The organism is Bombella apis (genome assembly GCF_018221685.1).
Taxonomy (GTDB): Bacteria; Pseudomonadota; Alphaproteobacteria; order Acetobacterales; family Acetobacteraceae; genus Bombella; species Bombella apis.
Genome location: NZ_JAGJTM010000004.1, coordinates 242955 through 265618, shown reverse-complemented (window position 1 = coordinate 265618; position 22664 = coordinate 242955). Strand labels below are relative to the sequence as shown.

Genomic DNA, 22664 nt, shown 5'->3' with positions numbered 1-22664 from the left:
ATCTTACTCCTGTCTCACTGGCTGAACACGCATCCGCAACCAGCCAGAACTGGCCGTAAAGTGGCGCAGTCATGCGCTTTCGTCAATCCAGTCCCGCCTGACCGGTTTCACCACCTGATGGAAGGCCAGACAGCATGAATCTCTTCTCTCTCGCCAGCAGCGTGACAACCACCATCAACCCGCTTCAGCCTGCCATTCTCCGCCGCATGACAGGCAGCCAGATTGCCGCCGATTACAGCACGACCCCGCTTCATGAGGACATCCCTATGCTGATCGACATCCAGCCCGCCCCGGCCACTCTCCTCCAGCTCATTGGCGACATCGCCCAGCAGGGAGAAAGCCGCACCGTCTTTCTGCAAGGCAGCGCCCATACTCTCAGTCGCCCTCTGCAGAGCGGGGGCGACAGCCTCCTGTTTGAAGGATCGGAATGGCTGGTCACGAAAATACTCGAACAATGGGGAGCCAATGAATGGTGCCGCCTGATCGTCACCCGCCAGATTCCATGCCGGCAGAGTTCCAGCTGACCCCGACAGACAGCACGGTCATGCAGATGCTGGGAGACTGGCTAAAAGCAGAAATTCTGCCTGAAGGCTGGGGCCTCTTCCAGGGCCAGCAGAACCGTCTGCCCATGCCTTCAGGCAGCCATCTCGTCATGCAGCCAACCACACGCCGTCCGCTCGCCACCAACAGCCATGACCATGATGAAGAAGGCGTCACCATCTCCCAGCCCATGGAACTGTCCATCCGGCTCACCGCCCGTGGGCCTGAATCCCTGACGGTTCTGGGCGGTGTCAGCACCCTGTGGCGGGACCGGCGGACCGTGGCGTGGTTCCGCCACAGACGGCCTGACATCGCCCCCATAGACACCGGGCCCCTCACGCAGCAGGACTTCACCAGTGCAGAACAGCAGTATGAGGCCTCCGCCACCCTGACACTGCGTCTCGTCATCATGACCACCCTGAAACGCCCGGCCGAGACGGCCACAGCCCTCGGCATGGCCTCCATGGTGGAAGCCACCCTGGCCACTCCCCTCCCATCTGCCGACCACTGATTCCTTTTTCACAGACAAGGACACTCCATCATGGCCTCCCTGACCGGCACCATCCCTCTTGCCCAGACTGTCAGCATCAATCCCGTCACACTCGGCACCGCCAGTGGCGTTCCTTTCATGAACGGGCTGCTCATCACAACCCCTTCGGATTCAGCCGCTCTCGGTACAGGTCAGCTGAAATCCTACGGCTCCCTGGCAGACGTGACGAAAGACTTCCCCGCCAACAGCCCGGAAGCCCGCATGGCCGCCGTCTATTTCGCCAGCCATGACGATGCAGCCCAGATACCGCCCACCCTGCTGATCCATATGGCGGACCCGGCCCACCAGGCCGATCCTGCCAGCCTGATGGACCTCATCACCAGCCAGAATCAGGCTTTCACCGGCTTCACCACCACATGGGAACCCACCCTGACACAGAAACAGGCCTTCGCCACATGGGTGGCCGGCACGACGGACCGTTACTGGTATGTCCCATGGGACACGGACGAGCAGGCCCTCAACCCGCAGAACAGTGCCAGCTTCGGCACATGGTTGCAAAACCGGAACATTGATGGCACCACCCTGATCTATCAGGACCCTCTAGCTGCCGCCTTCTGTCTCGGCTGGCTGGCCTCGCTCGATTTCAGCGCAACGGACGGGCGCACCACGCTCTGCTTTCGCCGCAGCGGGCTGCTCACCCCCAGCGTGACCGATGCCACGACAGCCGCCACTCTCCGGGCCAATGGCTACAATTTCTACGGGGCCTATGCCAACGGGCTGGGCCGCTTCCAGTGGCTGGAGGACGGGCATGTCTCGGGGGCTTTCCTCTGGGCGGACAGCTACATCAACCAGATATGGCTCAATGCGTCCTTCCAGTCCGCCCTGACCACGCTTCTGCTCCAGACCGGGCAGATTCCGTATGACAGCCTCGGGGATGGGCTGATCTCGGCCAGCGTGCAGGACACCATCAACCAGGCCCTGCGCTTCGGGGCCATCCGCCCCGGAATCCAGCTGACATCCCTTCAGAAACAGCAGATCGACCAGGCTGCCGGAACCACCATCAGCGACACGGTGCAGAGCCGGGGCTGGTACTTCCAGCCCAATGCCTCCACCGCCGCAGCCGACATCCGGGCCGCCCGCAGAAGTCCCCCGTGCCGCTTCTGGTACACGGATGGCCAGTCCGTCCAGTCCATTCATCTTGCATCCATCGAGGTCCAGTAAGTCATGTCCCGCACTGCGCTCATCACCTCGGCTGACGCCGTTTTCACCCTCACGGTCAAGACCCTGTTCAATGCGCCCATCACGCTGGAGAACTGGGCAACCGACCATGGCTGGAGTGGCTCCCAGAAGCTGAAGCTGGCCACGACGAGCCTCTCCATTGATGGCCGTCTCAACAAGGGATTTGTCCCTTCAGCCTATCACATGGCCCTGCATTTCTCTGCCGGATCACGCTCCCTTCCCGTCTTCGATGCCATCGCCACGGCCTCCCGGCAGGCCCGGACAGTCTATGAACTGAACGGCGAGCTTCTGCTGCACGGGCTGGGACAGCGTTTCACCTTCACCAATGGCTGCCTGACGGATTATGACCCCGTTCCGGCGGGGGATACAACGCTGGGCAACCGGACCGTGAACATCACATGGGAAAATGTCCTCCCGGCAGGGCTGTAAGGCAACCCACCATGAAAACCATCGAATGGACCCCTGCCGAAGGCCCTGATGCAGGCAAATGTTTTGTCATTTCCCGCATGTCGGCCTTCACGGCGGACCGCTGGGCACGGCATGTCGTCCGTGCCCTGGCCCGTGCCGGAGCCAACACCCCACGGGAGGCCCTGCACAGCGGCATTGCCGGTCTCTCCGGCCAGAGCATGGCCCTGTTCGGGCACATGAGCGATGAAGACTGTGACCGGGCTTTCTCCGGCCTTCTGGACTGTGTGACAATCCGCCGGGACCCCACGAACCGGGCCCTTGAGCCTGCCCCGCTCATCGAGGCGGACATAACGGACCCCAACACGTTGCCTGCCTTACGGGCAGAGGCCTTCCGGCTGAACGTGGATTTTTTCAAGGCCGCAATTTACCAGATATACCCCCTCATCGCCATCTTGAGGGAGACACAGCCGGACGGGGACCTCCCGCCCGCTGCGTGAATCTCTCCAGTCCGATGGCCTTTGTCATCGGGGCGGGGCTGGCCACACTGCATGAGCTGAAAACCCTCTATGACAGCGAAGACATGTGGCTTCTCTGGGAAATTGCGGCCGTGGAGCGCATGAATGGCCATTCTTGATACACTCATTGCCCAGTCGGACCTGATACGTCCCCCGACCCATCTCCCCCTGAAACAGGGCACGGCAGCCTTCCGGCGGAATGTCATGGGGGCACTGGCCCTTTTCACCGGGGGGCGATCACTCACTGGTCTGAAACAGCAGGACACAGACGGAACAGATGTCCCTGTCATGGCACGCCCTCTGCCCGCCATGATGCCAACGCCGGAGCCACCGGTCCGCCAGAGCGATGCCACAACTCCCGAAGCGAAAGCCCCTTCACCCCAGCCCATGCCTCCCTCGGCGGTACAGACCGTGCGGGACTGGTCCACCCTGCTGGCCCAGTCCACCCCTGCCGCCCGACAGGCCCTGAAGGACGTGGAGCCAACCCTCCACAATGCAGAGCAGGCTCTGGAGCGTGTCCTTCACCTGCAGGCACGACAGGCTGATGAAACACGGGAGGGAACGGACCCCGGCCCCCTCCTGCAAGGTTTTTCAGCCATGATGACGGCCCGCAGCATCCTGAACCTTCATGCTCCTGAAGGCCTCTCCTCACCCCATGATGAAACCGGACGCCAGAAGACACCCCCTCCTCGCCAGCCGGGCAGGCTCCTGCCTGCCATGTCCATCCCATACCTGACCGGCACGGCCTCACGGGAACTGAACGTCTCACCCACGCCGCAGCAGGACCAGGAGCGGCTGCATCGCCTGTCCCTGACCCTTGCCCGTACGGATCAGACACTCTCACGGATGCTTCCTGCAGCACCGGGTTCCCGTTCCCCCGCCATTCCGGGCAGGCCCACTCCCGGTGCAGGGCCGGCTCTTGCCCACCTTGCCCGGCATGTCGAAACCGCAGCACGACCGCACCCTCTCACGACCCACAACACGACCACGCACAGCCCGACCATCAACATCACCGTGACGGCAGGTCATGGCAGACCGCAAGACATTGCCCGTGCCGTGGAAGCCAGCACCATAAAAGCCCTTGCCCGCCAGACCCTCACCCAGACCGGATAATCTCTTTCTGGAGCAGTCCTCATGTCCATCCTGACATCTCTCCGGGCGTCAGCCTCCGCCACCGGTGGTGAAACGCTGGGAAACTGGGCCGTACAGCGTGCCGCCCGCCAATGGGGCATCTTCCGCCGCCCGACGGCTGACCAGTTCAGTTCCCTCACATCGTCCGGTTTCAACCGATCAGCTGGCGGCCCATCCAGTTTCCTGTCAGGCCAGGCGCCAAGACGTGTCCTCTCCGCCGCCCATGTCGATTCCCTGCGACTGGATGAACAGGCCAACATCTGCTCCGCCCCACAGGAAAACGGTACCTTCACGAGCTACAACAAGGTATTCCTGCCCTACCGGGCCATGATCCGCATGGTCTGTGACGGGTCGGAAACAGGCTCCCTTGGTGAAAACCTGCTGCCAGACTTCATACGCAGCACCCTTGGTGTGGGGTCTGACACGGTGCGGAAAGATTTTCTGGAAACGCTTTCCCGGCTCGTAAAGGACACAAACCTCTATTTCGTCGCCACGCCAGAGGGCATCTACCCCAATGCCAACATCACCGGTTACACCTTCACCCGCACGGTCGACAGCGGCGTTGACATCATAACGGCCAACATCACCATTCAGGAAGTCCGACAGGGAAACACGTCCCGCTGGACGGGAAGCCGCCACCCACAGGGTGCGCAAACCCGCAATGCAGGCCCCGTCACCCTTCAGCCGGAGAAACGGACATGATCTACACGGTTCCGCTCCAGCCAACAGCAGCCCAGAGCATGACCTGCCCCATTGCCGGGCTGCAATGCCACATCTGGCTGAGACAGCTTTCCACCGGACTATACATGGACCTGACCGTCGGTACCGAAGCCCTTCTCCGTGGCATTGTCTGCCAGAACGGGACCAACATCATCCGCAACCCTGCCAGCCTGCTGCCAGGCCGCCTGTACTTCACCGACACACAAGGGGCTGATGATCCCACATTTTCAGGTCTGGGGTCCCGATTCCTGCTTCATTACGAAGATGATACATCATGACAGCCATCACATATCCCAATGCCACCACGACACACAGCTTTGCCCGCAAACAGATAACCGTCACATTCTTCATACCCGGGCTGAACGGAGGCCTGGACAGCTTCACGATTGGCAAGGGACATGCAATACAGGCCACCATAAGACATGCGGGATTCACCACCGGTTCCGAAGCTGACCTCACCATCAGGGGGCTCTCCCAGATAGACAGAGACAGCCTTTCCATCCTTCCCGACCATCCTGCACCAGACAACCTAAACACAATCACTGCTGGCCAGACTTTCATCACCTTACAGGCCGGTGATGAAGGGAGCCCGCTGACAAACCTGTTCACTGGAACAGTCGACAGTGCCCAGACGGATTATGATGATCTGGACAGTCCCTTCCATATCCATGCCATGACCAGCACCATTCCAGCGTCCATCCTGCCACAGGCCAAAGGCTATGCCGGACCGCAGGACGTCATCACCCTGATGGCGGATATCTGCAAAGAAGCAGGCTTCCAGCTGCTGGATCATGGTGGGTGGGAACACCATGCCAGCCTGACAAACCATTACAGATGGGGAACGGCTCTTGAGCAGATACAGGCCATCCTGACGGCGACGAAAGGCACCTTCAACCTCTCACCTTTCATCCCCGTGATGGAAAGCAACCAGGGGGCCATTCCCTACAGGGGGCTCCTTGAAATATGGGGGCCGACCTTTACCGGCATCCCGCCAGCAGGGCAGGAATCAACAGTTCCTGTCATCTCAGCCGCAACGGGGATGATCGGCTATCCCCGATACAGCAGTTCCGGCATATCCCTGACAACCCTCCTCCGGCCAGACATCACCTTCTGGCATCCACTGGCTCTGGAAAGCACCTTTGCACCCGTCACCGGAACATGCACAACCAGCACCCCACCTTGGAACGGCCTGTGGCTGGCCACCTTTGTCTGGCACGACATCAGTACCGAGACCTCACATGGATCCTGGCATACACATATGGAATGCATCCGTACGACCCTTGGCAGACGATGACGGGCCGCCACCTTCCTGAACAACCACCTCCAGAACGGCCTGAAGGATCACAGCATGCCAGCTACAGCCACGCCCTATCTCCTGCGCTCCAATGCGGGCAAAAACAGCCTGAAAGGTGCACTGGATTCACTCATTGCCAGCCACATCAACCAGATCGGCCCTTCCATGCTGGTACAGGTAGAAACAGTCACGACCGAGGCCACTGCCATTACAGGCAAGGTCACGGTCCGTCCCATGGTACAGCAGCAGGATGCGCTCTCCCGCACCCTGCCACATGACCTCATCCACAATGTTCCTTACCTGCGTTTGCAAGGCGGCCGTTCCGCCTTCATCATCGACCCCAAGCCGGGGGATATTGGCTTCATCATCATATCAGGGCGGGACCACACCCATGCCATCACGACCCGACAGCCCTCACCTCCGGCCTCGTTCCGACAGTTCTCCATGCAGGACTGCGTATATGTGGGCGGCTTCCTCAATGAAGGGCCAGACCAGTTCATACAGGCAACGGATCAGGGCTGGCGGATCGTGACGCCGGGATCCGTCACCATAGACGCACAAGGGCCCCTCACCCTGAAAGCCAGCCGCATTGAAGCCACCTGCGATATTATCACATCCGGCGACGTTCAGGCGGGTGGCATCTCGCTAAAACAGCATACTCACGGCGGCGTGCAGACCGGTCCGGGCACAAGCGCTCCCCCTCAATGAAATATCATTTCGGAAACGGCATATTTCCACGCCAGGCTGTCTCGGCCAGTGTGCGGACGAACTCATCCCCGTGATCGAAATCGATGTGGGCTGCGCCCCCTGCCCAGGACATGCTGACAGACGTACTGCCTGCCAGGGCATCAAACAGGGCGTGCCCCTCAGCTTCGGAGACATAACATCCCCATTGCGTGCCCCGGTTGATGATGCCTGTATAATGGAAGCCTTTCACCTCGTATCCGTTGGAGAAACGGACCTCCAGTTCTGGCTGGTGAATCTCATGATTCTTCAGGACGAACATGAGAAAGACATCACCACCCCGACGTGGCGATGCGGACAACATGACATCATTTTCTGCCAGAAGAGCCGTAAGCGTGTGGTCCAGCTCCAGCATCTGCCATTTACCGGTCTGCCCCAAGCGCTGCCCCCCATTGGGAGATACACCAAGAGCGGCCAGACCGCTTGTTGTCACCGTTCCATCCTGCGCCACATCCAGCGGGGTCTGGGCCCGGGCATCTGTCAGACTGCCCGCCAGCAGCATCAGACTCAGGCCTGTCATGCACAGTGTCGTCCGCATCATCACTTTCCTTTCCCTCACGATACAGGGGCGGGGGCAGGACGGAACAGGCCCGCCTGCCCCCGCCCGTAACAGATTTCAGTCAGTTACAGTTTCGGATTCATCACTGGAGACTTCATCGAGCACTTCATGATGGCGCTCATGAGCCTTTTCACGTTCCTCAGCTGGCATGTTCCTGATCACGTCATGTACTGCCTTCACAGGGTTTGCAGCCGGTTCTTCCTTCTCGGACATGATACTCCCTTTCCAGTCATTCACTATCGGACGCCCTCTTTTCCAGAAGGGCGCAGCCCAGCACTGAACCATCAGGAACGGTCGATCAAGCGCACGGCCCCTCTATCACTGCACGACTGCCTTGCAGAGAAACCACTGCTCCAGCCGGTTAGCGTTCGCAGATTCCAGAATTCTCGACGTAAGTGACAAGCCGCTGGTCACTCTGCAACAGGGCCGCCGAACTGCCCTTTGCATCGGCTGTCAGCTGACGGATATACTGGGCACAGGGCGAATGGGGGCGGTGTGATACGGCCCAGAGACCATCCCTCACCGTCTCGGCGGAAAGGCCGATGCGGCGCAAATTCTCCTCATCCGTCCGCTGCTCCTGATGATTCACCCCCTGATGCGCCTGCACCTTGGCACTATGCAGCGCCTGAGAGAGGGTGCCTCTGGTTTCGGGCATGTGACTCAATGCATCCGCACGGGCTACTCCGCCCCAGACAGAAACGGCTGCAATTACAAAAAGAACGTGTTTCATGGACAGGATTCCTGCATTACGCCCCATAGGCTACGGAGAAAATAGCGCATCCCGACAACCTCTCCAATGTGGTTTCACCCCATGCGCTGGCAATCAGACAATTTTCTGGCCGGGTGTTGCTTTCAGGGCGCTCTCAGGCCCTGCGGCTCGTCCGTAACGGCATCATCACTGGCCAGATCCGGCCTGTAACAATATTTCGGCACATTTCCTGGCCCATCATCAAAATATCTAAGCACATGGACAACAGCATCGTAGCAATTGCCCCGCCGTTTGTTGATGAGCACATCATAGGCATTATCCGCCACCCGCTTGCTGGAATAAGCCTTGTGAAGAAATTCGTACAGTTTTGGAGGGTCTATGGCGAAAGACCCATCCTCATTTTTCAGATACACAGCCTCCGCCCGTGCCACACCGGGCAGAGCCAGTGCGAACACGGCGCACAGCACCAGATGTTTCATGCCCATAATCCTGTTCATTCCTGAAATTGACGGCACCCACCCTACCGGGTGCAGCCACCGACTCTGACAACCACATCCTGATCCATCAGGGCCACATATGAAAACCACACTCAACGGACCTGTGGAAGAGCCTGCTTCTACCACAAACCTGTGGCGATCGGTTTTTCCAAAAAAGAAAAAGAGAGCCGCACAACGGGCTGGACCAGTTCATCCAGGCAACAGATGAAATATGGCGTGTCGGCAGTAAAGGAGGAATTTTTTGCTTCCTCCCCCTTACCTCTTTACTTCCCGTAGAACTGGTCCAGAACTTTCAGGAAGTCTTGAGCCGTCATGGATTGCATCAACTGGTTGACCTGATCCTCATTCTCCTCAGCTCTCGCCGAAAGAGAGTATCCCAAAAGCCCAGAAGCCAGAACAAAAGCAACGCCTAATTTCTTCATGATCTCCTCCACGTAACTACTCCTCTTTTTCTGCCTCCAATACCTGCTGGATCAGAAGGAGGATCGTTTCGGCACAGGTGACCCCCATGTGTCTACAACCCGCACAACCTCCCCAACCTCTGACTGAAAAAGTACTTCAATCATGGGTGACGCCAAATCAAACAAAAACACTCTTGCGGCGATTGTCTCCCATGCAGGCATGAGCATTGGGTGTTCCCCGCCCTAGCGGGGATGGCCCGACACTGGGGGCCTGTGCAGAAATGCACCCCCCCCTTCCCTCCCATTCACAAACAACGACCTTCATGTCATAACTTTCGCACTACTTAAGCGGGGACATGGTATGAAGGCACAGACACAACAGAACAAGGCAATGAGCTTCAACCTTGCTGCCCGTGTCCGGCGTTTACCTGCGCCCCATAACGGCCACACCGCCCTCTTGCCCGTGCTCGAGGCCATAAGTAACTCCTTCATTTCCATAGAAGAGCTATTTAAGGAAAAAACAGAGAAAAAGGGGCGTATCACAGTAAAAATGTCAGGGGCCGACAAAAGATTTTCCTGCTCAGTAACCGACAACGGTACTGGCATGACAGAGGAAAATTTTGACGCATTCTGCATGGTCGATACCCTACATGGCGTCGGGAAAGGCCGGAAAGGTGTTGGTCGCTTACTGTGGCTGGCTGCCTTTAAAAAAACAGCCATTGAAAGCACATACGAAGTAGACAACACCGCCGAAGGAAAAAGCATCACCTTTTCGAAGCGTTCGTTCAAGTTCGGGCTGGGAGAAAGTGAACCGATTACGGACTTTATAGAAGAGCCCCTTGACCGTCTCTTTGACGAAACAGAAACGAAAATCTCATTCAGCGGCATATTACCTGAATATGCCGAGAAAATTCCGCTAACAAAGGCAAGTAAACCAGCCCAAAAGCAACTTAATCGAAAAGCTGTGGAGGATATCATCTGCAGCCAATTCTTCCCCTATCTTCTCAATAAAGAAATGGGCCGCCTCATACTGGAAATTGACGGCCAGAACACCGACCTTTCCGAAAAGGTACAGAACAGCATCGTCAGGAAAGAAAAAGTTACTACAGAGGTGAATGGACAACCCTACACCCTGCTGATGATGGAATGCTTGGCAGAAAATGTTCCATCATCAGGGAAGCGCAATAACCTCATCTACCTTGCGGGCAATGACCGCATCGTAAAGCAGGAAGATATCGACACCGTCATGGGCATTAAAAATGCCTACCATAGAACTGACGGAAAAAGAGTGAAGTTCCGGGCCATCCTCACCTCTCCTATTCTTGACAGGAATGTAAATCAGGAGCGGACAGACTTTACTGGAGACGCAGCTAAACTGCAGGGTAAAGATATTGTAGAGATGTTCCACGAGCCTCTTACCACGTTTCTACAAGTCCCCTTGGCTGACCTGAGAAAGAAACAGAGGGACGCTATCAAAGATGTCGTGAACATGTACCCTTCCGTGCTGGAAGGCAGCATCGACCAAATGCTGAAAATTCTTGCAGAACAGGGATACGGCTACGATGACCCCAATCATGTTTATGGAGAGTTTTCCCGCAGGCGCTTCATTCGTGACAAGAACCGCTCAAAAGAACTAAAAAAGGTCATCGCAGATATGCGGTGCGATGGCCCTGTTTCCGATCTGTCGGAAAGAATTTCGGCCATACGCGCGCAGGAAAGCAAAGCAGACAGGAACAGCCTGTGCGAATATGTCACACGCAGAAAGGCCCTCCTCAACCTGATGGAAGAGAGTCTGACCTATGTGACCAGACACCAGACAGGCCGTGATGCCGACTACGCCAAGGAAGAAATTCTCCACTCCCTTCTTTGCCCGATGCGAGAAACATCCATAGGACCAAAACCTGCCTTTTTCTCTCATGATCTCTGGGTGATTGATGAGCGGCTGACCTTCACACAGTTCCTGTCTTCGGATGTCCCTCAGAAAGACATCGTGCAGGGTAGCAACAGCAAAAAACGGCCCGATCTGATTGTCTTCGATCAGGTCATGGGATTCATGGATGATCCGAAAACTCCGAACCGCATCATGATTGTGGAGTTCAAAAGGCCGGGCCGGGAAATCTATACATCTGAGGACAGTCCTGTACAGCAGATCATAAACTACCGACGCTCCCTAGCTGGCCAGAAAGTCAAAGGCCCAAATGGTCGGCCTGTAGAAATAAGTGAAAATTGCATCTTTGACTGCTTCATCATCGCCGACCGTTTAGGAAAGCTTGAGGAATGGACAGATGGTTGGTTCCCCAACCCCAAGAAAGGACGCTGGCTGGCCCCTGGTGACAGTTACAAAGGCTCCATTGAACTCATCGAATGGGACCGTCTACTTGATGATGCGAAAATGCGCAACAAGCCATTCTTTGAAAAACTGGGGATCAACAACTTTTGATACCAACAGGCCCAGTCTTCACTGGAGATCATCCAACCCTCCCCCCACCGGGAGGGTTTTTTATTGCCCGGAGTTCTCATGAAAACCCTCTCCCTCACCCCTGACTGGGACCTGACACTGGACAGCACGGGCAATCTGGTCGTGCTGACGGACAAGGCGGCCATCCTTCAGGACGTATGCTCAGCCGCCCGCACATGGCTGGGCGAGGTGCTCTACGACACCGGGCAGGGCATCCCCTACGACACGGACATCCTCCGCTCGGACGTGGACCTCTCCTTCTATGCCTCGGAGATCGAGGATGCCGCCACGTCTGTTCCCGGCGTGGCGGCGGCCACCTGCCACCTCGCCAATCCCACCAGGGAACGCCAGCTCACCGGCGTCATTCTCGTAACCTTCAGCGATGGGAGCACGGACCATGCCCAGTTCTGACGCCACGACCAACGTCCCGGCCCCCATCCTCACCGATGCGGGCTTCACCGCCCCTTCCGAGCAGGACATCCTTGCCGGGGTTCTGGCCGACATGAACGCCGCCCTGGGCGGTGGGGCCAACACGGCCCTTTCCACCCCGCAGGGGCAGATCGCCCTTTCCGAGACCGCCATCCTTGGCGACTTTCTGGGGGCGATGATCGCCATCTTCAATGGCGTGGACCCGGCCTCTTCTTCCGGGCGGATGCAGGAGGCCATCGGGCGCATCTACTTCATCGAACGCCGCCCCGCCACGGCAACGACCGTCACGGTGCAGGCCAGCGTGAACGCCCCCGGCCAGACCATCGCTGCCGGTACGGTCGTGGCGCAGGGAACGGATGGCAGCCTCTATGTGGCTCCGCAGGTCATCACGCTTCCCCAGTCCGCCACGGCCAGCATCGACCTCTCCTGCCAGACCGCCGGGGCCATCACCTGCCCCGCCAGCAGCCTGACGCTCTATCAGGCGGGGCTGGGGCTGGCGTCCCTCACCAATCCTGCCCCCGGCGCCACGGGCGCTGATGCCGAAAGCCGCACCGACTTCGAGGCCCGGCGGCAGGCCAGCGTGGCGGCCAACAGCATCGGGCAGAATGCTTCCCTCATGGGGGCACTGCTGGAGCTGCCCGGCGTGACGGATGCTTATGTGACGGACAATCCGGCACAGGCTCCGACAGTGCAGCAGGGCGTGACCATCCCGGCGGGGGCGCAGTACATCCTTGTCGAAGGAGGCAACCCGCAGGACATCGGCCAGGCCATCCTGCACAAGAAGCCCCCGGGCATCCCCACCGTTGGTACCCAGATCGTCACGGTGCAGGACACAAACCCTGTTTATGCGGGCAACCAGCCGTCCTACTCATTCCGCTATGACAGGCCAACGCCGGTTGCTCTCCATGTGGTCATGGAGATTGCGGCCTCGGATGCCGTGCCATCCAATGCGGCACAGCTCATCCAGCAGGCCATCGTCTCCTACCTGACGACGGGGGCCAACCGCATCCGGCTGGGCAGAACCGTCTATGCCTCCCGCCTTTCTGCCGTGGTGGACGGGCTGGGGGACTGGGCAGAGGTGCTCACCCTGTCCATCGGCACTGATGGCAATGCGGGCCAGAACAGGCTCACACTGCCGATCAACCAGCTTCCCACGGTGACGGCGGACACGATCAGCGTGCAGGTGGTGACATGATCGACATACGGGAGACCATCCTCGCCCAGTATGCCAACAGCCCTGCCCTCACCGGCATCCTCGAGCGCTTCAATGCGGCGGTGGACCCGCAACGGTCTATCGAGACCTTCCTGCATGATGTCTGGAACCCGGCCACGGCCAAAGGCTGGGGGCTGGACGTGTGGGGGAGGATTGTCGGGGTCGGGCGGGTTCTACGCATTGACACGACAGGCTATTGGGGATTTGCACAAGGCTATCCGACCTCCAGAACCTTTGGTGAAGGCATCTGGTATTCCGGGCGTGGAGCAACAGCCAATTACCGCCTGACAGACGAAAACTACCGCCAGCTGATCCTGGCCAAGGCAGCAGCAAACATTTCTGCCGGGTCCATCGCTGACATCAACCGCATCCTCATGATCCTCTTCGGCAACCGTGGCAACTGCTACTTGGCCGATACGAGCGACCACACCATGATGCTCGTTTTCTCCTTCCGCCCCACAGCCATTGACGTTTCCATCATCGCATCCGGTGTGCTGCCCCGCCCCTCTGGCGTGCAGTACCGCTACACCTTCATCCCCCCTGCCAAAAATGATTTCGGGAATGACATTCTATGAAGACTTCCGACCTTCCAGAGAAAATTACCGTTCCTTTTGCCCAGAATGCAGGTCTGGCCTATCGGCGTGACATCCCTCTCCAGAGCAGTGATGCAGGGGCGGCCTCTTTCATGCTGGGTTTCCCTGCGCTGACCTTTCAGCCTACGGGGGCTGGGGGCACACCACCAGATGGCCGGGACATGAACGGCATCCTGTTTGCCCTCTCATCCATCGCACGGGCATGGTGTGCAGGCACCACGATGACATTCGATGCATCATTCGCCCATGATGTCGGAGGCTACCCGCTGGGAGCTGTTCTGCGATCCACCACGGATCCGACCATTCTGCTCATCAGCCAGCAGGATGGCAACATGACCAACCCCGCGACCGACCCTGACGGAACATACTGGCGGCGCATCGGCAATGATGAGGCACTCCAGCACACACTGGGGGCCCTCTCCGACCGTCTGGACAGCAGGCTCAGCCGTCTTGATGGAGCCTCAGCCAATCTCCTGTTCGCCTCGCTCTATCAGGACGGATCAATGCCCGCTCCCCCAGCATGGGCCACACGCCTTCATGTCGTGGCACTGGGGGCAGGAGGGGGAGGTGCCAACTGCCAGGCATGGGGCGAATTCTCCAACACCAATTCTTCAGGCGGTGGCGGTGGAGCTGGCGCCTATGCAGAGGGTATCTTCTCCATCTCTCCTGCCGATACCCTGTCCGTCAGGGTCGGTCGGGGGGGCGCCACAGAACAGCCTGGCGGCGATACCGTACTGTTCATCAACGGAACTGCCGTCATGACGGCAGGTGGCGGCAGAGGAGCCTCATGGCAGGCAAAGGCCTCCAGTGCTGGGGCCCCTGGCGGTTCCGCACATGGAGGAAACATCCTCATGCAGTCCGGTGCCCCAGGGTCAGACGGGCAGAACGGCCCGTTCATTCTTGTTGGCAACGGAGGCGACTCTGCTTTCGGGGGCGGTGGACGGGCCGGTGCACAGGGAGGACTGGATGCCTCCTCCTTCGGTGCGGGAGGAGGTGGAGCCTATGATGCCTTCTCCAAAAACACACTCTTTTCTGGCGGCACAGGAGGCAACGGCCTGATCCGCTATCGCTGGCTGGTCTGAGCGTCATCCAGCCTTTGGGACCGCCCGCAGGCGGCGCAATGAAACCAGCATGAGGAAACCATGACACAACCAGCAAACAGGGTTCCTGCCTGGCGCTCCTACACGGCAACGGGAAACCCGACAGACATCGTCCCCTCCACAACCGTTGCCAGGGAAATTGGCGGCAAGATTGACGCCATCAACGGCCAGGCAGCGGGGCTGACCATTGATGGTGACAGTACCCTTGCAGGAGAAAAAGTCCGGGATGTTCTGGCCCGCTTCCCGGAAAAACTGGTGACCAGCTACGGTGTCACCCACGACCCGGACGGCCAGCACACAGCCGCCAACAGTGCCGCCTATCAGGCCGCCATCAATGACTGTGCAGGCACCTTCCGGCTGGTGCACCCTGCCGGGCTGTCCGTCATGCTTGGAACGCTCCGCATCACCCGCCCGGATACGCATCTCGTCCTGGATGGTATCATCACCCTGGCGCCAGACAGCAACACGAACTGTCTGGACATCTATGCCCCCGGCCAGTCTCTGGAGCGGATTTCCATCACGGGACAGGGAATCATTGACGGAAACCGGTCCGGCCAGCAGGGGGGACAGACCGCCGTAAGTGGCGGCATATGCGCCAACACGCTGAGCCATACAGACAATACGCCTGATATGCCTTCATTTCCAACACGGATCGACAATCTGCTGATTTCCGGAATCACGATCCGCAACACCTTCAACTGGCCGCTTTCTCTGGGGTTCATCAGCAACAGCCTCATTACCAACGTCACGCTGCTGGATGGCGGCAACAGCCCCCAGTTCATCTGGTCGGCTGACAACTGCTGGTTCACGGACAGCCTATCAACCGGTCACACCGATGGCGGTTTCGTCTTCTACATGGGCTGCCGCCGCTGCGGGGCCACAGGTAATACGGTCTCCGGCAACCATGACGGGATCGGCGTCTATGCCGACAGTTCCGACCAGCCCGCCAACGAGAACATCCTGATCGCCAACAATCATGTCCACGACAATGCCGACGGGGGCATTGGCATCACGACGACAGACCAGAAAAGTGCAGACGGGCTGATCCAGCGGAACATCCTCATTACGGGAAACATCCTCTCCAACAACAATACGCACGGACGCAACGGGGGTGGATCCATCGGCATCGTGGCGGCTCATGGCGTACAGGTCCGCAACAACCTTGTATCCCGTGATGGATCAACCGCCAGAACGGGCAACCCGGTCTATGCCGCCTATGTCTCGGACAGCTGCCAGTTTGTCGAAATTGAAGGCAATCATTTTGAGGATATCGGCTCCACTGCCAATCCGGGAACGGCCATCTATCTCAACAGGCCCACTGGCGCCATCATCCGCAACAACATATTTGCCAACACGGCCGGTACCTCCGGCCCGCTCCGTACAGGCCTTGGCGGAACGGTCGGTGCTGCTGGCCTCATCAGCGGCAATGTAGCAGCCGGACCAATGGCCGGCCCCCTGCTGGCTCTGGCATGGCAGACTGATACAGCTTTCATCAGCCAGCCAGATGGCATGGGCGGACTGCTGGATACCCTCCCCCGAAGCAGCAACATCGTGGCATCAGGCCATTATGACTATGATGGCCGTACACTGAGCAGGCAGATCGGTGCCACGACCGATGATACGGGCCTCTTCCTCCAGACAGCACGGAACCAGACCACGGGAGCCGTTTCCGGCGATATTGTCCTGAACAAGGGCAACATCTTCCGGGTCTTTTCCCTCTCACTGAACGGGGCCATCACCACACCGAACGGCCACGTCCTGCTGAACATACGCAGCCCATCCGGCGCACCGCTCATGATGCAGGTTTTCACCATAAAGGCAGCCCATGGAGACAGGGTCACCTTTCCGCAATCCTTCACCAGCGACACCGTGTCGATAATGGTTCCGCCATTCCATAACGGAACCAACATGATTGTTGGTGGCCCCTCAACCCTCTCCCCACCGGACCGCACCGGCTTCACGGTTGGAAAATTCTGGGTCGGACTGGGAGGTGCCAATATTGATCCGGCCGATGACATTACTGTCATGGCCATTGGAGAGCTTTCGTCATGACCCAGAACATGGCCTATTTCGCCATAATTGATGAAGGAGCCGCCATGGAGCCTGTCCCCATCCGTGGCTGGACCATCATTCCCCTCACGCAGGACAGGAAACAGGCCGATGGCACCATAACCGCCCACAGCCTGACGGAAGAAGAGCTGCTCCAGCAGGTCACACCGCACATGCCTGCGGGAAGCCGGGCCATCCGCCTGCATGTCACGGATGAGGACTGGAACGCCCGCCCTGTTGTAAATCCAGTTCTCTCCAAGGGGGGCATCACACAGGGAAAAACACCCTCCACCACCCTGCGGGACCAGGCCGCCGCCATGATGCTGCAGGTTCAGCAACAGGCAGCCATGACTACCGCCATGGGCGAAACCTTCGGCCCCAAAATGCGGGCCTGTGTCAGCACACTGAGAGCCATCCTGGATGGTTCTGACACACCAACGTCCCTCCCCACGTTACCCGCAAGACCAACAGATTGAGAGCCCCCATGAATCCCTATTTTGCAGGCTGTTTTCTCCTCACCATGCTGGCCTTTCTGGGAGGGCTGATTGCCTATGCCAACAGGGCTGGACGCAACAGCGCACGGGTCCGGTCCAGCCAGCAGGACGCGGCAACAGCCCAGGCCACAAGCAAGGCCGCCCGCACCATGCTCGAAGCCCGTACCAACGGCCTGCGGACCCGCACCCAGCTGCTGGACACACTGGAAAAGGGACAATTCTGATGGCCCCCGCTCCACCGCCTGCGGGACTACTGGCAGGGCTGGCCTTGTGCCTGCTGGCAGGCTGCAACCAGCCTCCCTTTCGTCCCCTTTGCCCGGCGCTTGTCCATTATTCGCCAGAAGAAGAGCGAGCTGTCGCCAGAGAGCTCCATCTCCATCCTGACCTGAAGGAAACGCCCCTCTTCCTTCTGGATTATGGAAATGAACGCCATGAAATTCAAAAAATCTGTAGCTGACCACCACGCTCTCACCCCACATTGACCGCCCGCCAAGGCGGTTTTTTTTATGGAACTGCTCCCATGATGCCCACACACCTTCCTGACAGGATCACCCCTCTCAACGAGCGGATTGCCGCCCTGGAGGCAGTACAGGCCCGTCATGATGAAGACCTCACAAAGCTCAGCAACAAGATCGATAATCTGGCGCTGGAACTTCATGCTGGCATTGCCTCCCTGAGCGAACAGATACGGGAGAGCAATTCATTACGGTCACGCACTGTTACAGCCGCCATCACAGGCGGCGGTGCGGTTGGCGGAGCAGTCGCCGTGGGGCTCTATCAACTCATCCACACGCTCTACCCCCATTTCTTCGGAGGCTGATGACCATGCCCCAGACACCCACCCGGCCACCCCGTGGCATCCGCAACAACAATCCGGGCAACCTCAACTTCGCCCATCAGCCCGGCGCAATGCTGGAGCCTGCGGAGCCAGGCATCACGCCCCGCTTTGCCCACTTCTCCACATCAGAAGCTGGCCTGATGGCCTTGCGGGACCAGCTCTGCCGTTACATGGTACGGGACAGGCTGGATACCGTCGCCTGCATCATCAGCCAATGGGCCCCTCCGGCCGAGAACGATACCCGACGCTACATTGATACTGTTGCGCAGGTCCTTGGCGTGACGCCGGATACAGTCCTCGGCCCGCCTACAGCCACCCTGCTTGCCAGCCTGATGGAGGCCATCATCCACTACGAAAATGGCCAGAACCCTTATGGACGGCTGGTGGCCCAGGTCGCAGCAGCCCTCCCTGCCCTCCGGCAGACCCCAGCGACCTGACTGACGCTTCCATCTCATCATACATCAATCCCATGACCGCCTCTCTGCGGCCTTATCATCACGGAGATACCGCCAATGGATATCAGCTCCTTTTTCACCACCCTTCCCGATGGTCTCCAGAACTACGTGGCGCTGGTCATCATCCTCTGCAATCTGATGACCGTGTTCATCCGCCCGCCAGCGGCTGGTTCCCGCTGGATACTGCCATACCGATGCATATCCACGCTGGCACTGAATGTCGGTTGGGCCAGAAATCACCTCCAGCCAGGGCACCCAGCGAAAGAAGCCTCACATAATTCCTGAGCCCCAGGCAGAGACCGTCTCTCTCCGCCCTCGCCTGTGAGCTGTCTCACCTGCTACAGAACAGATAGCGTCATCACGTCAGGACCATCGGCCATGTCACATGCTCTCATTGCCTGCCTGCTCTACGGCCTGGCGGCCTTCGCTGAAATTGCAGGCTGTTTCTCTGTCTGGGCCTGGCTGCGGCTGGGGCGGTCCCCGCTCTGGCTCCTGCCCGGCGGGCTGTGCCTCGGCCTGTTCGCTATCCTGCTGACATTCAGCCCGGCTGACCATGCCGGGCGGGCCTATGCCCTGTATGGCGGCCTCTATATCATCACCAGCCTCTTTTGGGGCTGGGCCGTGGAGGGTCTGGCACCGGATGCATGGGACATGGCAGGGGCTGCCCTCTGCCTGGTGGGAGCCCTGCTCATTCTTCTGGCCCCCCATGGCCGGACCTGACCACCTGCCTCAGGACCGATAACTGAAGCGTGGCAGTGTCCAGTTGTAGCGGATGGAGAGCAGACGGAAACTGATGCCAAAAATCATGGAGATCAGCAGCTCGATGTTCCTGTTGTCCACAATATGGGAGCAGCAGAGAAACACGACCCCCGTACTGACAGACACCGTGCCATACAGTTCGGACCGGAACAGCAGCGGAATGTCATTGCAGAGTATATCCCGCAGCACGCCGCCCATACATCCCGTGATCATGCCAGAAATGATGACACAGACCACAGAAAGATGTTCCGTCATCGCTACCTGGCAGCCCATAACGGTAAAGACGACAAGGCCAATTGCATCCAGAAACAGGAACAGTTTGCGCAACCTGTGCATGTGCTGGGCCACCATGATGGTGGCCAGGGCGGCAAACCCGGTAATGAGCGGGTAACTGGGGTGCCGCACCCAGGACAATGGATAATGGTTGAGCAGCACATCCCGGATGGACCCTCCCCCCAGGGCGGTGATCCATCCCAACAGGAACACCCCTACAAGATCCATCTCCAGCTTGCCCGCCAGCAGGGCAGCCGTCATGGCCTCGGCAATGATGGCCACGATATACAGCGTGGTGTAGAGATCAAAGGTCATGCTGGGTTCCCTGCCATGCGCCACTCTGCCAGAAAAAATGCAGCCCTGCCGCCTAGCGGACCACCAGCCGCCCGTAATTGGCGAACAGGACATGCGTGTCATCCTCCCCAAAGGGTGCTCCCTTCTTCAGGCAGAGGATAAAACGGTTCATGAACCGCATGGAGGCCAGCGTATCGTTGGCAGCATCACCGTTGAATTTCACCATCAGATGGTTGAAGTCACCATCAACCGCATAATAGCGCTCAGATGAAAAACACTCACAAAGAGCATGAAACTCCCGCTCCATCGAGCTGACCATCTGCCGGTAAAAGAGATGGGATGCCTCGATCTCACGATAAAAAGCCTCATGCCGGGGCTCGACCCGTGGATGTGCAGTAGGGAAAGCTGTCAGATCCTGTGAAAAAAGCTCATGCTTGGACAAACGCCCGATCTTCTTCCCCAGCTGGCGCACCTCCGCCTCATAACCAAGCAGACTGTAAACTGAATCAACCATAAAGATAGCTCCCTCCCTGAGCCGTCTTCTCTACCCGAGGGCAGAGACATGAGGCATGACGGACCACATGACATCGCAGAATGAGTAACATACCTGTACACACAGCAGAACGGCTTTCTTGCACAGGCATGACGGCATGTTTTACCGGTCAGGGTGGTTCAGGGCCCAGCAACGTGATGTCACGACATTCTGATCCCTGGCAGGATTGGGCATCGTCAGGGCACACAGGACCGTACTTCCAGCCCTGTCCGGCATATCCCCCTGGAACAGAACCAGCACCTCCTCCCCTCCGGCCTGATGGGCAGCAACAACACGGTATTGCCTGTCCAGCAGGGTTTCCAGGGAATCTTCAAGGGGCGTCATCCGGGTTGGAATGGCCAACGGGCTGTACGGCGCCTTGATTCCTGAAGCCGGCAGGGCCAGCCCAGCCGCCATGGCACCAGCCGGAACCATGAGACAGGCCAGGAGGGCCATGCTGCCTTTCGTAAACCGCCACACGGTCCAGTCTCCCTTCACGTTCAGAACAGCTTCGCCGCAATGGCACCAACCTGCACCGTGCCCTTGAAATAACGATTGGCTGGCAGAACAGCCGCAGCCTGGCCATCATGCATCTTCAGGACGCCTCTCACCCGCGTGAAAATGGACGTCGCATGATCGCTGTTCTTCCGGCTCAGGTTGGCAGAGATCACATAGCTTACCGTACCATCATCATACCCGCCACCAGCACCATGGCGCAGACGCACCCTCATGCGGTACTGGTCCAGCCTGTAGCTGTCCTGACCGATGGAAACCGTCTTCTCATCCTGTTCCTGCCGGATATTCGGGCCGATCTGGGTCTTCAGCACATCCACTGGCGTGCTGTTGCCCGCCACAAGGGCTGTTGGAGACAGCTGGGCCTGCACCTCATACACACGGTCCAAGCCCTCTGCCTGGGCAGCTCCAGCCATTAAGCTCATGCCCAGTGCCATCATCCCACCATAAAGACCGGCTTTCCCATATCGTACCATCATCAGTCCCAGGACCTCCCTATCATTCCACACTTGTCACAGACCGGCAGGGCACAGATGCCAAAGGAGGCCCAGCCTGTCACCATGACCGTCTCCTTCCCGGCAAGCTGTCATTTTGTTCCCCAACCGGAACATGAATTAACATTCACACATCAGCTTTGCCGTGCAAATCAAGATTCCGACAGAGAAGGACTTTCAGCCCGGGCTGGAGCGATCATCAAGAAGAATCTGCATGAAGGTCAAATCCAGCCAGCGCCCGAACTTGCAGCCGACCTGCCGACACTGCCCAACCACAGCAAAACCCAGCTGTTCATGCAGTCGGATGGAGCCGACATTGCCCGATTCAATCCCGGCAACCATGGCATGATATCCCCGCTGGCGGGCCTCTTCCAGAAGAGCCACCATCAGAGCCCTCCCGATCCCGGCCCTCTGCCTGTCCTTGTGAACATAGACGGAATGTTCCACGGTATGACGGTAGCCATCCCAGGCACGCCATGGCCCGAACGTGGCATAACCAGCCACTCCACCCCCGTCATCAACGGCCACCAGCACGGGAAGGCCTGCCTCATCGTGGGCTTTCAGCCAGGCGGCACGATTGGCACTGTCCACCACCCTGTCATTCCATATGGCTGTCGTCGTACTGACAGCATGGTTGTATATCCCGGTAATGGCGGCAATGTCCCTGTCTTCAGCTGGCCGAATCTTCATCCCTGCTTCCTCTTCTTCCAGGCCCGCTCCCCTACCTGCCAGAGGGCCTGCCCATAGCAGTACGTTCCACAGAACAGGCAGCAAAAACAGCACCCTTTCATATTTTTTGTAGAAGCCTCCAAAAAACCATTCCTTTATTACGTAAAATTAATTACTGATGCCTGAGGATGACATCCGTCACCCCCGCCTTGGAGAACAGAATCATGTCGTCCTCCTATCACTTTCTTTTTCAG

Annotated in this window: 34 protein-coding genes; 23 read left to right on the top strand and 11 right to left on the bottom strand. The window is 58.5% G+C overall.

Annotated elements, in window-relative coordinates; genetic code table 11:
- Positions 1-134: 134 nt before the first annotated feature.
- The 11 genes from J8Z04_RS04455 to J8Z04_RS04405 are packed head-to-tail and all read left to right on the top strand — an operon-like array spanning position 135 to position 7045.
- On the top strand, positions 135-524 hold the full coding sequence (locus J8Z04_RS04455) for a hypothetical protein (RefSeq protein WP_192848603.1): 390 nt from the start codon (positions 135-137) through the stop codon (positions 522-524).
- Entirely contained in the window at positions 470-1051 is a 582-nt protein-coding gene (locus J8Z04_RS04450; protein WP_192848602.1) for a phage neck terminator protein, read from the top strand. Before J8Z04_RS04455 ends, J8Z04_RS04450 begins: the two co-directional genes overlap by 55 nt.
- A 30-nt stretch (positions 1052-1081) precedes the next feature.
- Positions 1082-2251, top strand: coding sequence for a DUF3383 family protein (locus J8Z04_RS04445; RefSeq protein WP_103765807.1), 1170 nt, complete (start codon positions 1082-1084; stop codon positions 2249-2251).
- 3 nt (positions 2252-2254) lie between these two features.
- Positions 2255-2698 (top strand): phage tail fiber protein, encoded by a 444-nt coding sequence (locus tag J8Z04_RS04440; protein ID WP_081562632.1) that lies wholly within the window; start codon positions 2255-2257, stop codon positions 2696-2698.
- A gap of 11 nt (positions 2699-2709) precedes the next feature.
- Positions 2710-3174, top strand: coding sequence for a phage tail assembly chaperone (locus tag J8Z04_RS04435; RefSeq protein ID WP_081562633.1), 465 nt, complete (start codon positions 2710-2712; stop codon positions 3172-3174).
- Positions 3171-3311, top strand: a complete 141-nt coding sequence (locus J8Z04_RS04430; RefSeq protein ID WP_156878805.1) for a hypothetical protein — start codon at positions 3171-3173, stop codon at positions 3309-3311. Before J8Z04_RS04435 ends, J8Z04_RS04430 begins: the two co-directional genes overlap by 4 nt.
- Positions 3298-4305 (top strand): hypothetical protein, encoded by a 1008-nt coding sequence (locus J8Z04_RS04425; RefSeq protein ID WP_192848601.1) that lies wholly within the window; start codon positions 3298-3300, stop codon positions 4303-4305. The genes J8Z04_RS04430 and J8Z04_RS04425 overlap by 14 nt, the downstream gene beginning before the upstream one ends.
- A gap of 21 nt (positions 4306-4326) precedes the next feature.
- Complete coding sequence (locus J8Z04_RS04420; RefSeq protein ID WP_086431786.1) at positions 4327-5025, top strand: hypothetical protein; 699 nt, start codon at positions 4327-4329, stop codon at positions 5023-5025.
- Positions 5022-5321, top strand: coding sequence for a phage baseplate plug family protein (locus J8Z04_RS04415; RefSeq protein ID WP_086431785.1), 300 nt, complete (start codon positions 5022-5024; stop codon positions 5319-5321). The genes J8Z04_RS04420 and J8Z04_RS04415 overlap by 4 nt, the downstream gene beginning before the upstream one ends.
- Entirely contained in the window at positions 5318-6337 is a 1020-nt protein-coding gene (locus tag J8Z04_RS04410; RefSeq protein ID WP_192848600.1) for a hypothetical protein, read from the top strand. The genes J8Z04_RS04415 and J8Z04_RS04410 overlap by 4 nt, the downstream gene beginning before the upstream one ends.
- Before the next feature lie 54 nt (positions 6338-6391).
- On the top strand, positions 6392-7045 hold the full coding sequence (locus J8Z04_RS04405) for a Gp138 family membrane-puncturing spike protein (RefSeq protein ID WP_192848599.1): 654 nt from the start codon (positions 6392-6394) through the stop codon (positions 7043-7045).
- A gap of 4 nt (positions 7046-7049) precedes the next feature.
- On the opposite strand, the gene J8Z04_RS04400 is transcribed toward J8Z04_RS04405, so the two are convergent.
- The 5 genes from J8Z04_RS04400 to J8Z04_RS04380 form a co-directional block, all read right to left on the bottom strand.
- Positions 7050-7622 carry a hypothetical protein gene (locus tag J8Z04_RS04400; protein ID WP_043562106.1) on the bottom strand — a complete coding sequence of 191 codons (573 nt, stop codon included), beginning with the start codon at positions 7620-7622 and terminating at the stop codon, positions 7050-7052.
- 75 nt (positions 7623-7697) lie between these two features.
- Positions 7698-7853 (bottom strand): hypothetical protein, encoded by a 156-nt coding sequence (locus tag J8Z04_RS04395; RefSeq protein WP_156878807.1) that lies wholly within the window; start codon positions 7851-7853, stop codon positions 7698-7700.
- A 148-nt stretch (positions 7854-8001) separates the two neighbouring features.
- Positions 8002-8370, bottom strand: a complete 369-nt coding sequence (locus tag J8Z04_RS04390) for a hypothetical protein (RefSeq protein ID WP_043562104.1) — start codon at positions 8368-8370, stop codon at positions 8002-8004.
- Positions 8371-8492: 122 nt separating this feature from the next.
- The gene (locus J8Z04_RS04385; RefSeq protein ID WP_143539976.1) at positions 8493-8828 is read right to left on the bottom strand and encodes a hypothetical protein; all 336 of its coding nucleotides are present in this window, start codon (positions 8826-8828) and stop codon (positions 8493-8495) included.
- Positions 8829-9109: 281 nt separating this feature from the next.
- Positions 9110-9280 carry a hypothetical protein gene (locus J8Z04_RS04380; protein ID WP_192848598.1) on the bottom strand — a complete coding sequence of 57 codons (171 nt, stop codon included), beginning with the start codon at positions 9278-9280 and terminating at the stop codon, positions 9110-9112.
- Positions 9281-9608: 328 nt separating this feature from the next.
- Here J8Z04_RS04380 and J8Z04_RS04375 point away from each other — a divergent pair, with 328 nt between their 5' ends.
- The 8 genes from J8Z04_RS04375 to J8Z04_RS04340 all read left to right on the top strand — a co-directional run bounded on the left by J8Z04_RS04375 (position 9609) and on the right by J8Z04_RS04340 (position 17807).
- Positions 9609-11687, top strand: coding sequence for an ATP-binding protein (locus J8Z04_RS04375; RefSeq protein ID WP_192848597.1), 2079 nt, complete (start codon positions 9609-9611; stop codon positions 11685-11687).
- A gap of 78 nt (positions 11688-11765) precedes the next feature.
- On the top strand, positions 11766-12116 hold the full coding sequence (locus J8Z04_RS04370; RefSeq protein WP_192848596.1) for a hypothetical protein: 351 nt from the start codon (positions 11766-11768) through the stop codon (positions 12114-12116).
- Positions 12103-13329 carry a baseplate J/gp47 family protein gene (locus tag J8Z04_RS04365; protein ID WP_192848595.1) on the top strand — a complete coding sequence of 409 codons (1227 nt, stop codon included), beginning with the start codon at positions 12103-12105 and terminating at the stop codon, positions 13327-13329. Before J8Z04_RS04370 ends, J8Z04_RS04365 begins: the two co-directional genes overlap by 14 nt.
- Positions 13326-13922 carry a DUF2612 domain-containing protein gene (locus tag J8Z04_RS04360; protein ID WP_052349248.1) on the top strand — a complete coding sequence of 199 codons (597 nt, stop codon included), beginning with the start codon at positions 13326-13328 and terminating at the stop codon, positions 13920-13922. The genes J8Z04_RS04365 and J8Z04_RS04360 overlap by 4 nt, the downstream gene beginning before the upstream one ends.
- Positions 13919-15022: a glycine-rich domain-containing protein gene (locus tag J8Z04_RS04355; RefSeq protein ID WP_192848594.1), complete on the top strand. Its 1104-nt coding sequence runs from the start codon at positions 13919-13921 to the stop codon at positions 15020-15022. The genes J8Z04_RS04360 and J8Z04_RS04355 overlap by 4 nt, the downstream gene beginning before the upstream one ends.
- A gap of 60 nt (positions 15023-15082) precedes the next feature.
- Positions 15083-17092, top strand: a complete 2010-nt coding sequence (locus J8Z04_RS04350) for a right-handed parallel beta-helix repeat-containing protein (RefSeq protein WP_192848593.1) — start codon at positions 15083-15085, stop codon at positions 17090-17092.
- Positions 17089-17565: a hypothetical protein gene (locus J8Z04_RS04345; protein ID WP_192848592.1), complete on the top strand. Its 477-nt coding sequence runs from the start codon at positions 17089-17091 to the stop codon at positions 17563-17565. The genes J8Z04_RS04350 and J8Z04_RS04345 overlap by 4 nt, the downstream gene beginning before the upstream one ends.
- Positions 17566-17573: 8 nt before the next feature.
- The gene (locus tag J8Z04_RS04340; protein ID WP_043562088.1) at positions 17574-17807 is read left to right on the top strand and encodes a hypothetical protein; all 234 of its coding nucleotides are present in this window, start codon (positions 17574-17576) and stop codon (positions 17805-17807) included.
- Between the two features lie 26 nt (positions 17808-17833).
- On the opposite strand, the gene J8Z04_RS04335 is transcribed toward J8Z04_RS04340, so the two are convergent.
- The gene (locus J8Z04_RS04335; protein WP_192848591.1) at positions 17834-18016 is read right to left on the bottom strand and encodes a hypothetical protein; all 183 of its coding nucleotides are present in this window, start codon (positions 18014-18016) and stop codon (positions 17834-17836) included.
- Between the two features lie 87 nt (positions 18017-18103).
- Between J8Z04_RS04335 and J8Z04_RS04330 the strand changes: the two genes are divergently transcribed.
- The 4 genes from J8Z04_RS04330 to J8Z04_RS04315 all read left to right on the top strand — a co-directional run bounded on the left by J8Z04_RS04330 (position 18104) and on the right by J8Z04_RS04315 (position 19596).
- Positions 18104-18403, top strand: coding sequence for a hypothetical protein (locus J8Z04_RS04330; protein WP_043562083.1), 300 nt, complete (start codon positions 18104-18106; stop codon positions 18401-18403).
- Between the two features lie 5 nt (positions 18404-18408).
- Positions 18409-18858 carry a structural protein P5 gene (locus J8Z04_RS04325; protein ID WP_192848590.1) on the top strand — a complete coding sequence of 150 codons (450 nt, stop codon included), beginning with the start codon at positions 18409-18411 and terminating at the stop codon, positions 18856-18858.
- A gap of 75 nt (positions 18859-18933) precedes the next feature.
- A complete protein-coding gene (locus tag J8Z04_RS04320) occupies positions 18934-19161 on the top strand; it encodes a hypothetical protein (protein ID WP_052349246.1) in 228 nt (75 codons plus the stop codon).
- A 93-nt stretch (positions 19162-19254) separates the two neighbouring features.
- The gene (locus J8Z04_RS04315; protein ID WP_081562647.1) at positions 19255-19596 is read left to right on the top strand and encodes a YnfA family protein; all 342 of its coding nucleotides are present in this window, start codon (positions 19255-19257) and stop codon (positions 19594-19596) included.
- 9 nt (positions 19597-19605) lie between these two features.
- On the opposite strand, the gene J8Z04_RS04310 is transcribed toward J8Z04_RS04315, so the two are convergent.
- From J8Z04_RS04310 to J8Z04_RS04290, 5 genes are all read right to left on the bottom strand, one after another.
- Entirely contained in the window at positions 19606-20223 is a 618-nt protein-coding gene (locus J8Z04_RS04310; protein ID WP_043562075.1) for a trimeric intracellular cation channel family protein, read from the bottom strand.
- Between the two features lie 52 nt (positions 20224-20275).
- Positions 20276-20716: a hypothetical protein gene (locus J8Z04_RS04305; protein ID WP_043562073.1), complete on the bottom strand. Its 441-nt coding sequence runs from the start codon at positions 20714-20716 to the stop codon at positions 20276-20278.
- Positions 20717-20857: 141 nt separating this feature from the next.
- Entirely contained in the window at positions 20858-21214 is a 357-nt protein-coding gene (locus tag J8Z04_RS04300; RefSeq protein ID WP_212125578.1) for a hypothetical protein, read from the bottom strand.
- Positions 21215-21234: 20 nt separating this feature from the next.
- Positions 21235-21726, bottom strand: coding sequence for a hypothetical protein (locus J8Z04_RS04295; RefSeq protein WP_103765796.1), 492 nt, complete (start codon positions 21724-21726; stop codon positions 21235-21237).
- A 192-nt stretch (positions 21727-21918) separates the two neighbouring features.
- Complete coding sequence (locus J8Z04_RS04290) at positions 21919-22431, bottom strand: GNAT family N-acetyltransferase (RefSeq protein ID WP_081562651.1); 513 nt, start codon at positions 22429-22431, stop codon at positions 21919-21921.
- Positions 22432-22664 lie beyond the last annotated feature (233 nt).

What these genes read in the sequence shown, in the direction of transcription:
- J8Z04_RS04455 (WP_192848603.1), top strand. Translation starts at nt 135, where the DNA reads ATGAATCTCTTCTCTCTCGCCAGCAGCGTGACAACCACCATCAACCCG.
- J8Z04_RS04450 (WP_192848602.1), top strand. Translation starts at nt 470, where the DNA reads ATGGTGCCGCCTGATCGTCACCCGCCAGATTCCATGCCGGCAGAGTTC.
- J8Z04_RS04445 (WP_103765807.1), top strand. Translation starts at nt 1,082, where the DNA reads ATGGCCTCCCTGACCGGCACCATCCCTCTTGCCCAGACTGTCAGCATC.
- J8Z04_RS04440 (WP_081562632.1), top strand. Translation starts at nt 2,255, where the DNA reads ATGTCCCGCACTGCGCTCATCACCTCGGCTGACGCCGTTTTCACCCTC.
- J8Z04_RS04435 (WP_081562633.1), top strand. Translation starts at nt 2,710, where the DNA reads ATGAAAACCATCGAATGGACCCCTGCCGAAGGCCCTGATGCAGGCAAA.
- J8Z04_RS04425 (WP_192848601.1), top strand. Translation starts at nt 3,298, where the DNA reads ATGGCCATTCTTGATACACTCATTGCCCAGTCGGACCTGATACGTCCC.
- J8Z04_RS04420 (WP_086431786.1), top strand. Translation starts at nt 4,327, where the DNA reads ATGTCCATCCTGACATCTCTCCGGGCGTCAGCCTCCGCCACCGGTGGT.
- J8Z04_RS04415 (WP_086431785.1), top strand. Translation starts at nt 5,022, where the DNA reads ATGATCTACACGGTTCCGCTCCAGCCAACAGCAGCCCAGAGCATGACC.
- J8Z04_RS04410 (WP_192848600.1), top strand. Translation starts at nt 5,318, where the DNA reads ATGACAGCCATCACATATCCCAATGCCACCACGACACACAGCTTTGCC.
- J8Z04_RS04405 (WP_192848599.1), top strand. Translation starts at nt 6,392, where the DNA reads ATGCCAGCTACAGCCACGCCCTATCTCCTGCGCTCCAATGCGGGCAAA.
- J8Z04_RS04400 (WP_043562106.1), bottom strand. Translation starts at nt 7,622, where the DNA reads ATGATGCGGACGACACTGTGCATGACAGGCCTGAGTCTGATGCTGCTG.
- J8Z04_RS04395 (WP_156878807.1), bottom strand. Translation starts at nt 7,853, where the DNA reads ATGTCCGAGAAGGAAGAACCGGCTGCAAACCCTGTGAAGGCAGTACAT.
- J8Z04_RS04390 (WP_043562104.1), bottom strand. Translation starts at nt 8,370, where the DNA reads ATGAAACACGTTCTTTTTGTAATTGCAGCCGTTTCTGTCTGGGGCGGA.
- J8Z04_RS04385 (WP_143539976.1), bottom strand. Translation starts at nt 8,828, where the DNA reads ATGAAACATCTGGTGCTGTGCGCCGTGTTCGCACTGGCTCTGCCCGGT.
- J8Z04_RS04375 (WP_192848597.1), top strand. Translation starts at nt 9,609, where the DNA reads ATGAAGGCACAGACACAACAGAACAAGGCAATGAGCTTCAACCTTGCT.
- J8Z04_RS04370 (WP_192848596.1), top strand. Translation starts at nt 11,766, where the DNA reads ATGAAAACCCTCTCCCTCACCCCTGACTGGGACCTGACACTGGACAGC.
- J8Z04_RS04365 (WP_192848595.1), top strand. Translation starts at nt 12,103, where the DNA reads ATGCCCAGTTCTGACGCCACGACCAACGTCCCGGCCCCCATCCTCACC.
- J8Z04_RS04360 (WP_052349248.1), top strand. Translation starts at nt 13,326, where the DNA reads ATGATCGACATACGGGAGACCATCCTCGCCCAGTATGCCAACAGCCCT.
- J8Z04_RS04355 (WP_192848594.1), top strand. Translation starts at nt 13,919, where the DNA reads ATGAAGACTTCCGACCTTCCAGAGAAAATTACCGTTCCTTTTGCCCAG.
- J8Z04_RS04350 (WP_192848593.1), top strand. Translation starts at nt 15,083, where the DNA reads ATGACACAACCAGCAAACAGGGTTCCTGCCTGGCGCTCCTACACGGCA.
- J8Z04_RS04345 (WP_192848592.1), top strand. Translation starts at nt 17,089, where the DNA reads ATGACCCAGAACATGGCCTATTTCGCCATAATTGATGAAGGAGCCGCC.
- J8Z04_RS04340 (WP_043562088.1), top strand. Translation starts at nt 17,574, where the DNA reads ATGAATCCCTATTTTGCAGGCTGTTTTCTCCTCACCATGCTGGCCTTT.
- J8Z04_RS04335 (WP_192848591.1), bottom strand. Translation starts at nt 18,016, where the DNA reads ATGGCGTTCATTTCCATAATCCAGAAGGAAGAGGGGCGTTTCCTTCAG.
- J8Z04_RS04330 (WP_043562083.1), top strand. Translation starts at nt 18,104, where the DNA reads ATGATGCCCACACACCTTCCTGACAGGATCACCCCTCTCAACGAGCGG.
- J8Z04_RS04325 (WP_192848590.1), top strand. Translation starts at nt 18,409, where the DNA reads ATGCCCCAGACACCCACCCGGCCACCCCGTGGCATCCGCAACAACAAT.
- J8Z04_RS04320 (WP_052349246.1), top strand. Translation starts at nt 18,934, where the DNA reads ATGGATATCAGCTCCTTTTTCACCACCCTTCCCGATGGTCTCCAGAAC.
- J8Z04_RS04315 (WP_081562647.1), top strand. Translation starts at nt 19,255, where the DNA reads ATGTCACATGCTCTCATTGCCTGCCTGCTCTACGGCCTGGCGGCCTTC.
- J8Z04_RS04310 (WP_043562075.1), bottom strand. Translation starts at nt 20,223, where the DNA reads ATGACCTTTGATCTCTACACCACGCTGTATATCGTGGCCATCATTGCC.
- J8Z04_RS04305 (WP_043562073.1), bottom strand. Translation starts at nt 20,716, where the DNA reads ATGGTTGATTCAGTTTACAGTCTGCTTGGTTATGAGGCGGAGGTGCGC.
- J8Z04_RS04295 (WP_103765796.1), bottom strand. Translation starts at nt 21,726, where the DNA reads ATGATGGTACGATATGGGAAAGCCGGTCTTTATGGTGGGATGATGGCA.
- J8Z04_RS04290 (WP_081562651.1), bottom strand. Translation starts at nt 22,431, where the DNA reads ATGAAGATTCGGCCAGCTGAAGACAGGGACATTGCCGCCATTACCGGG.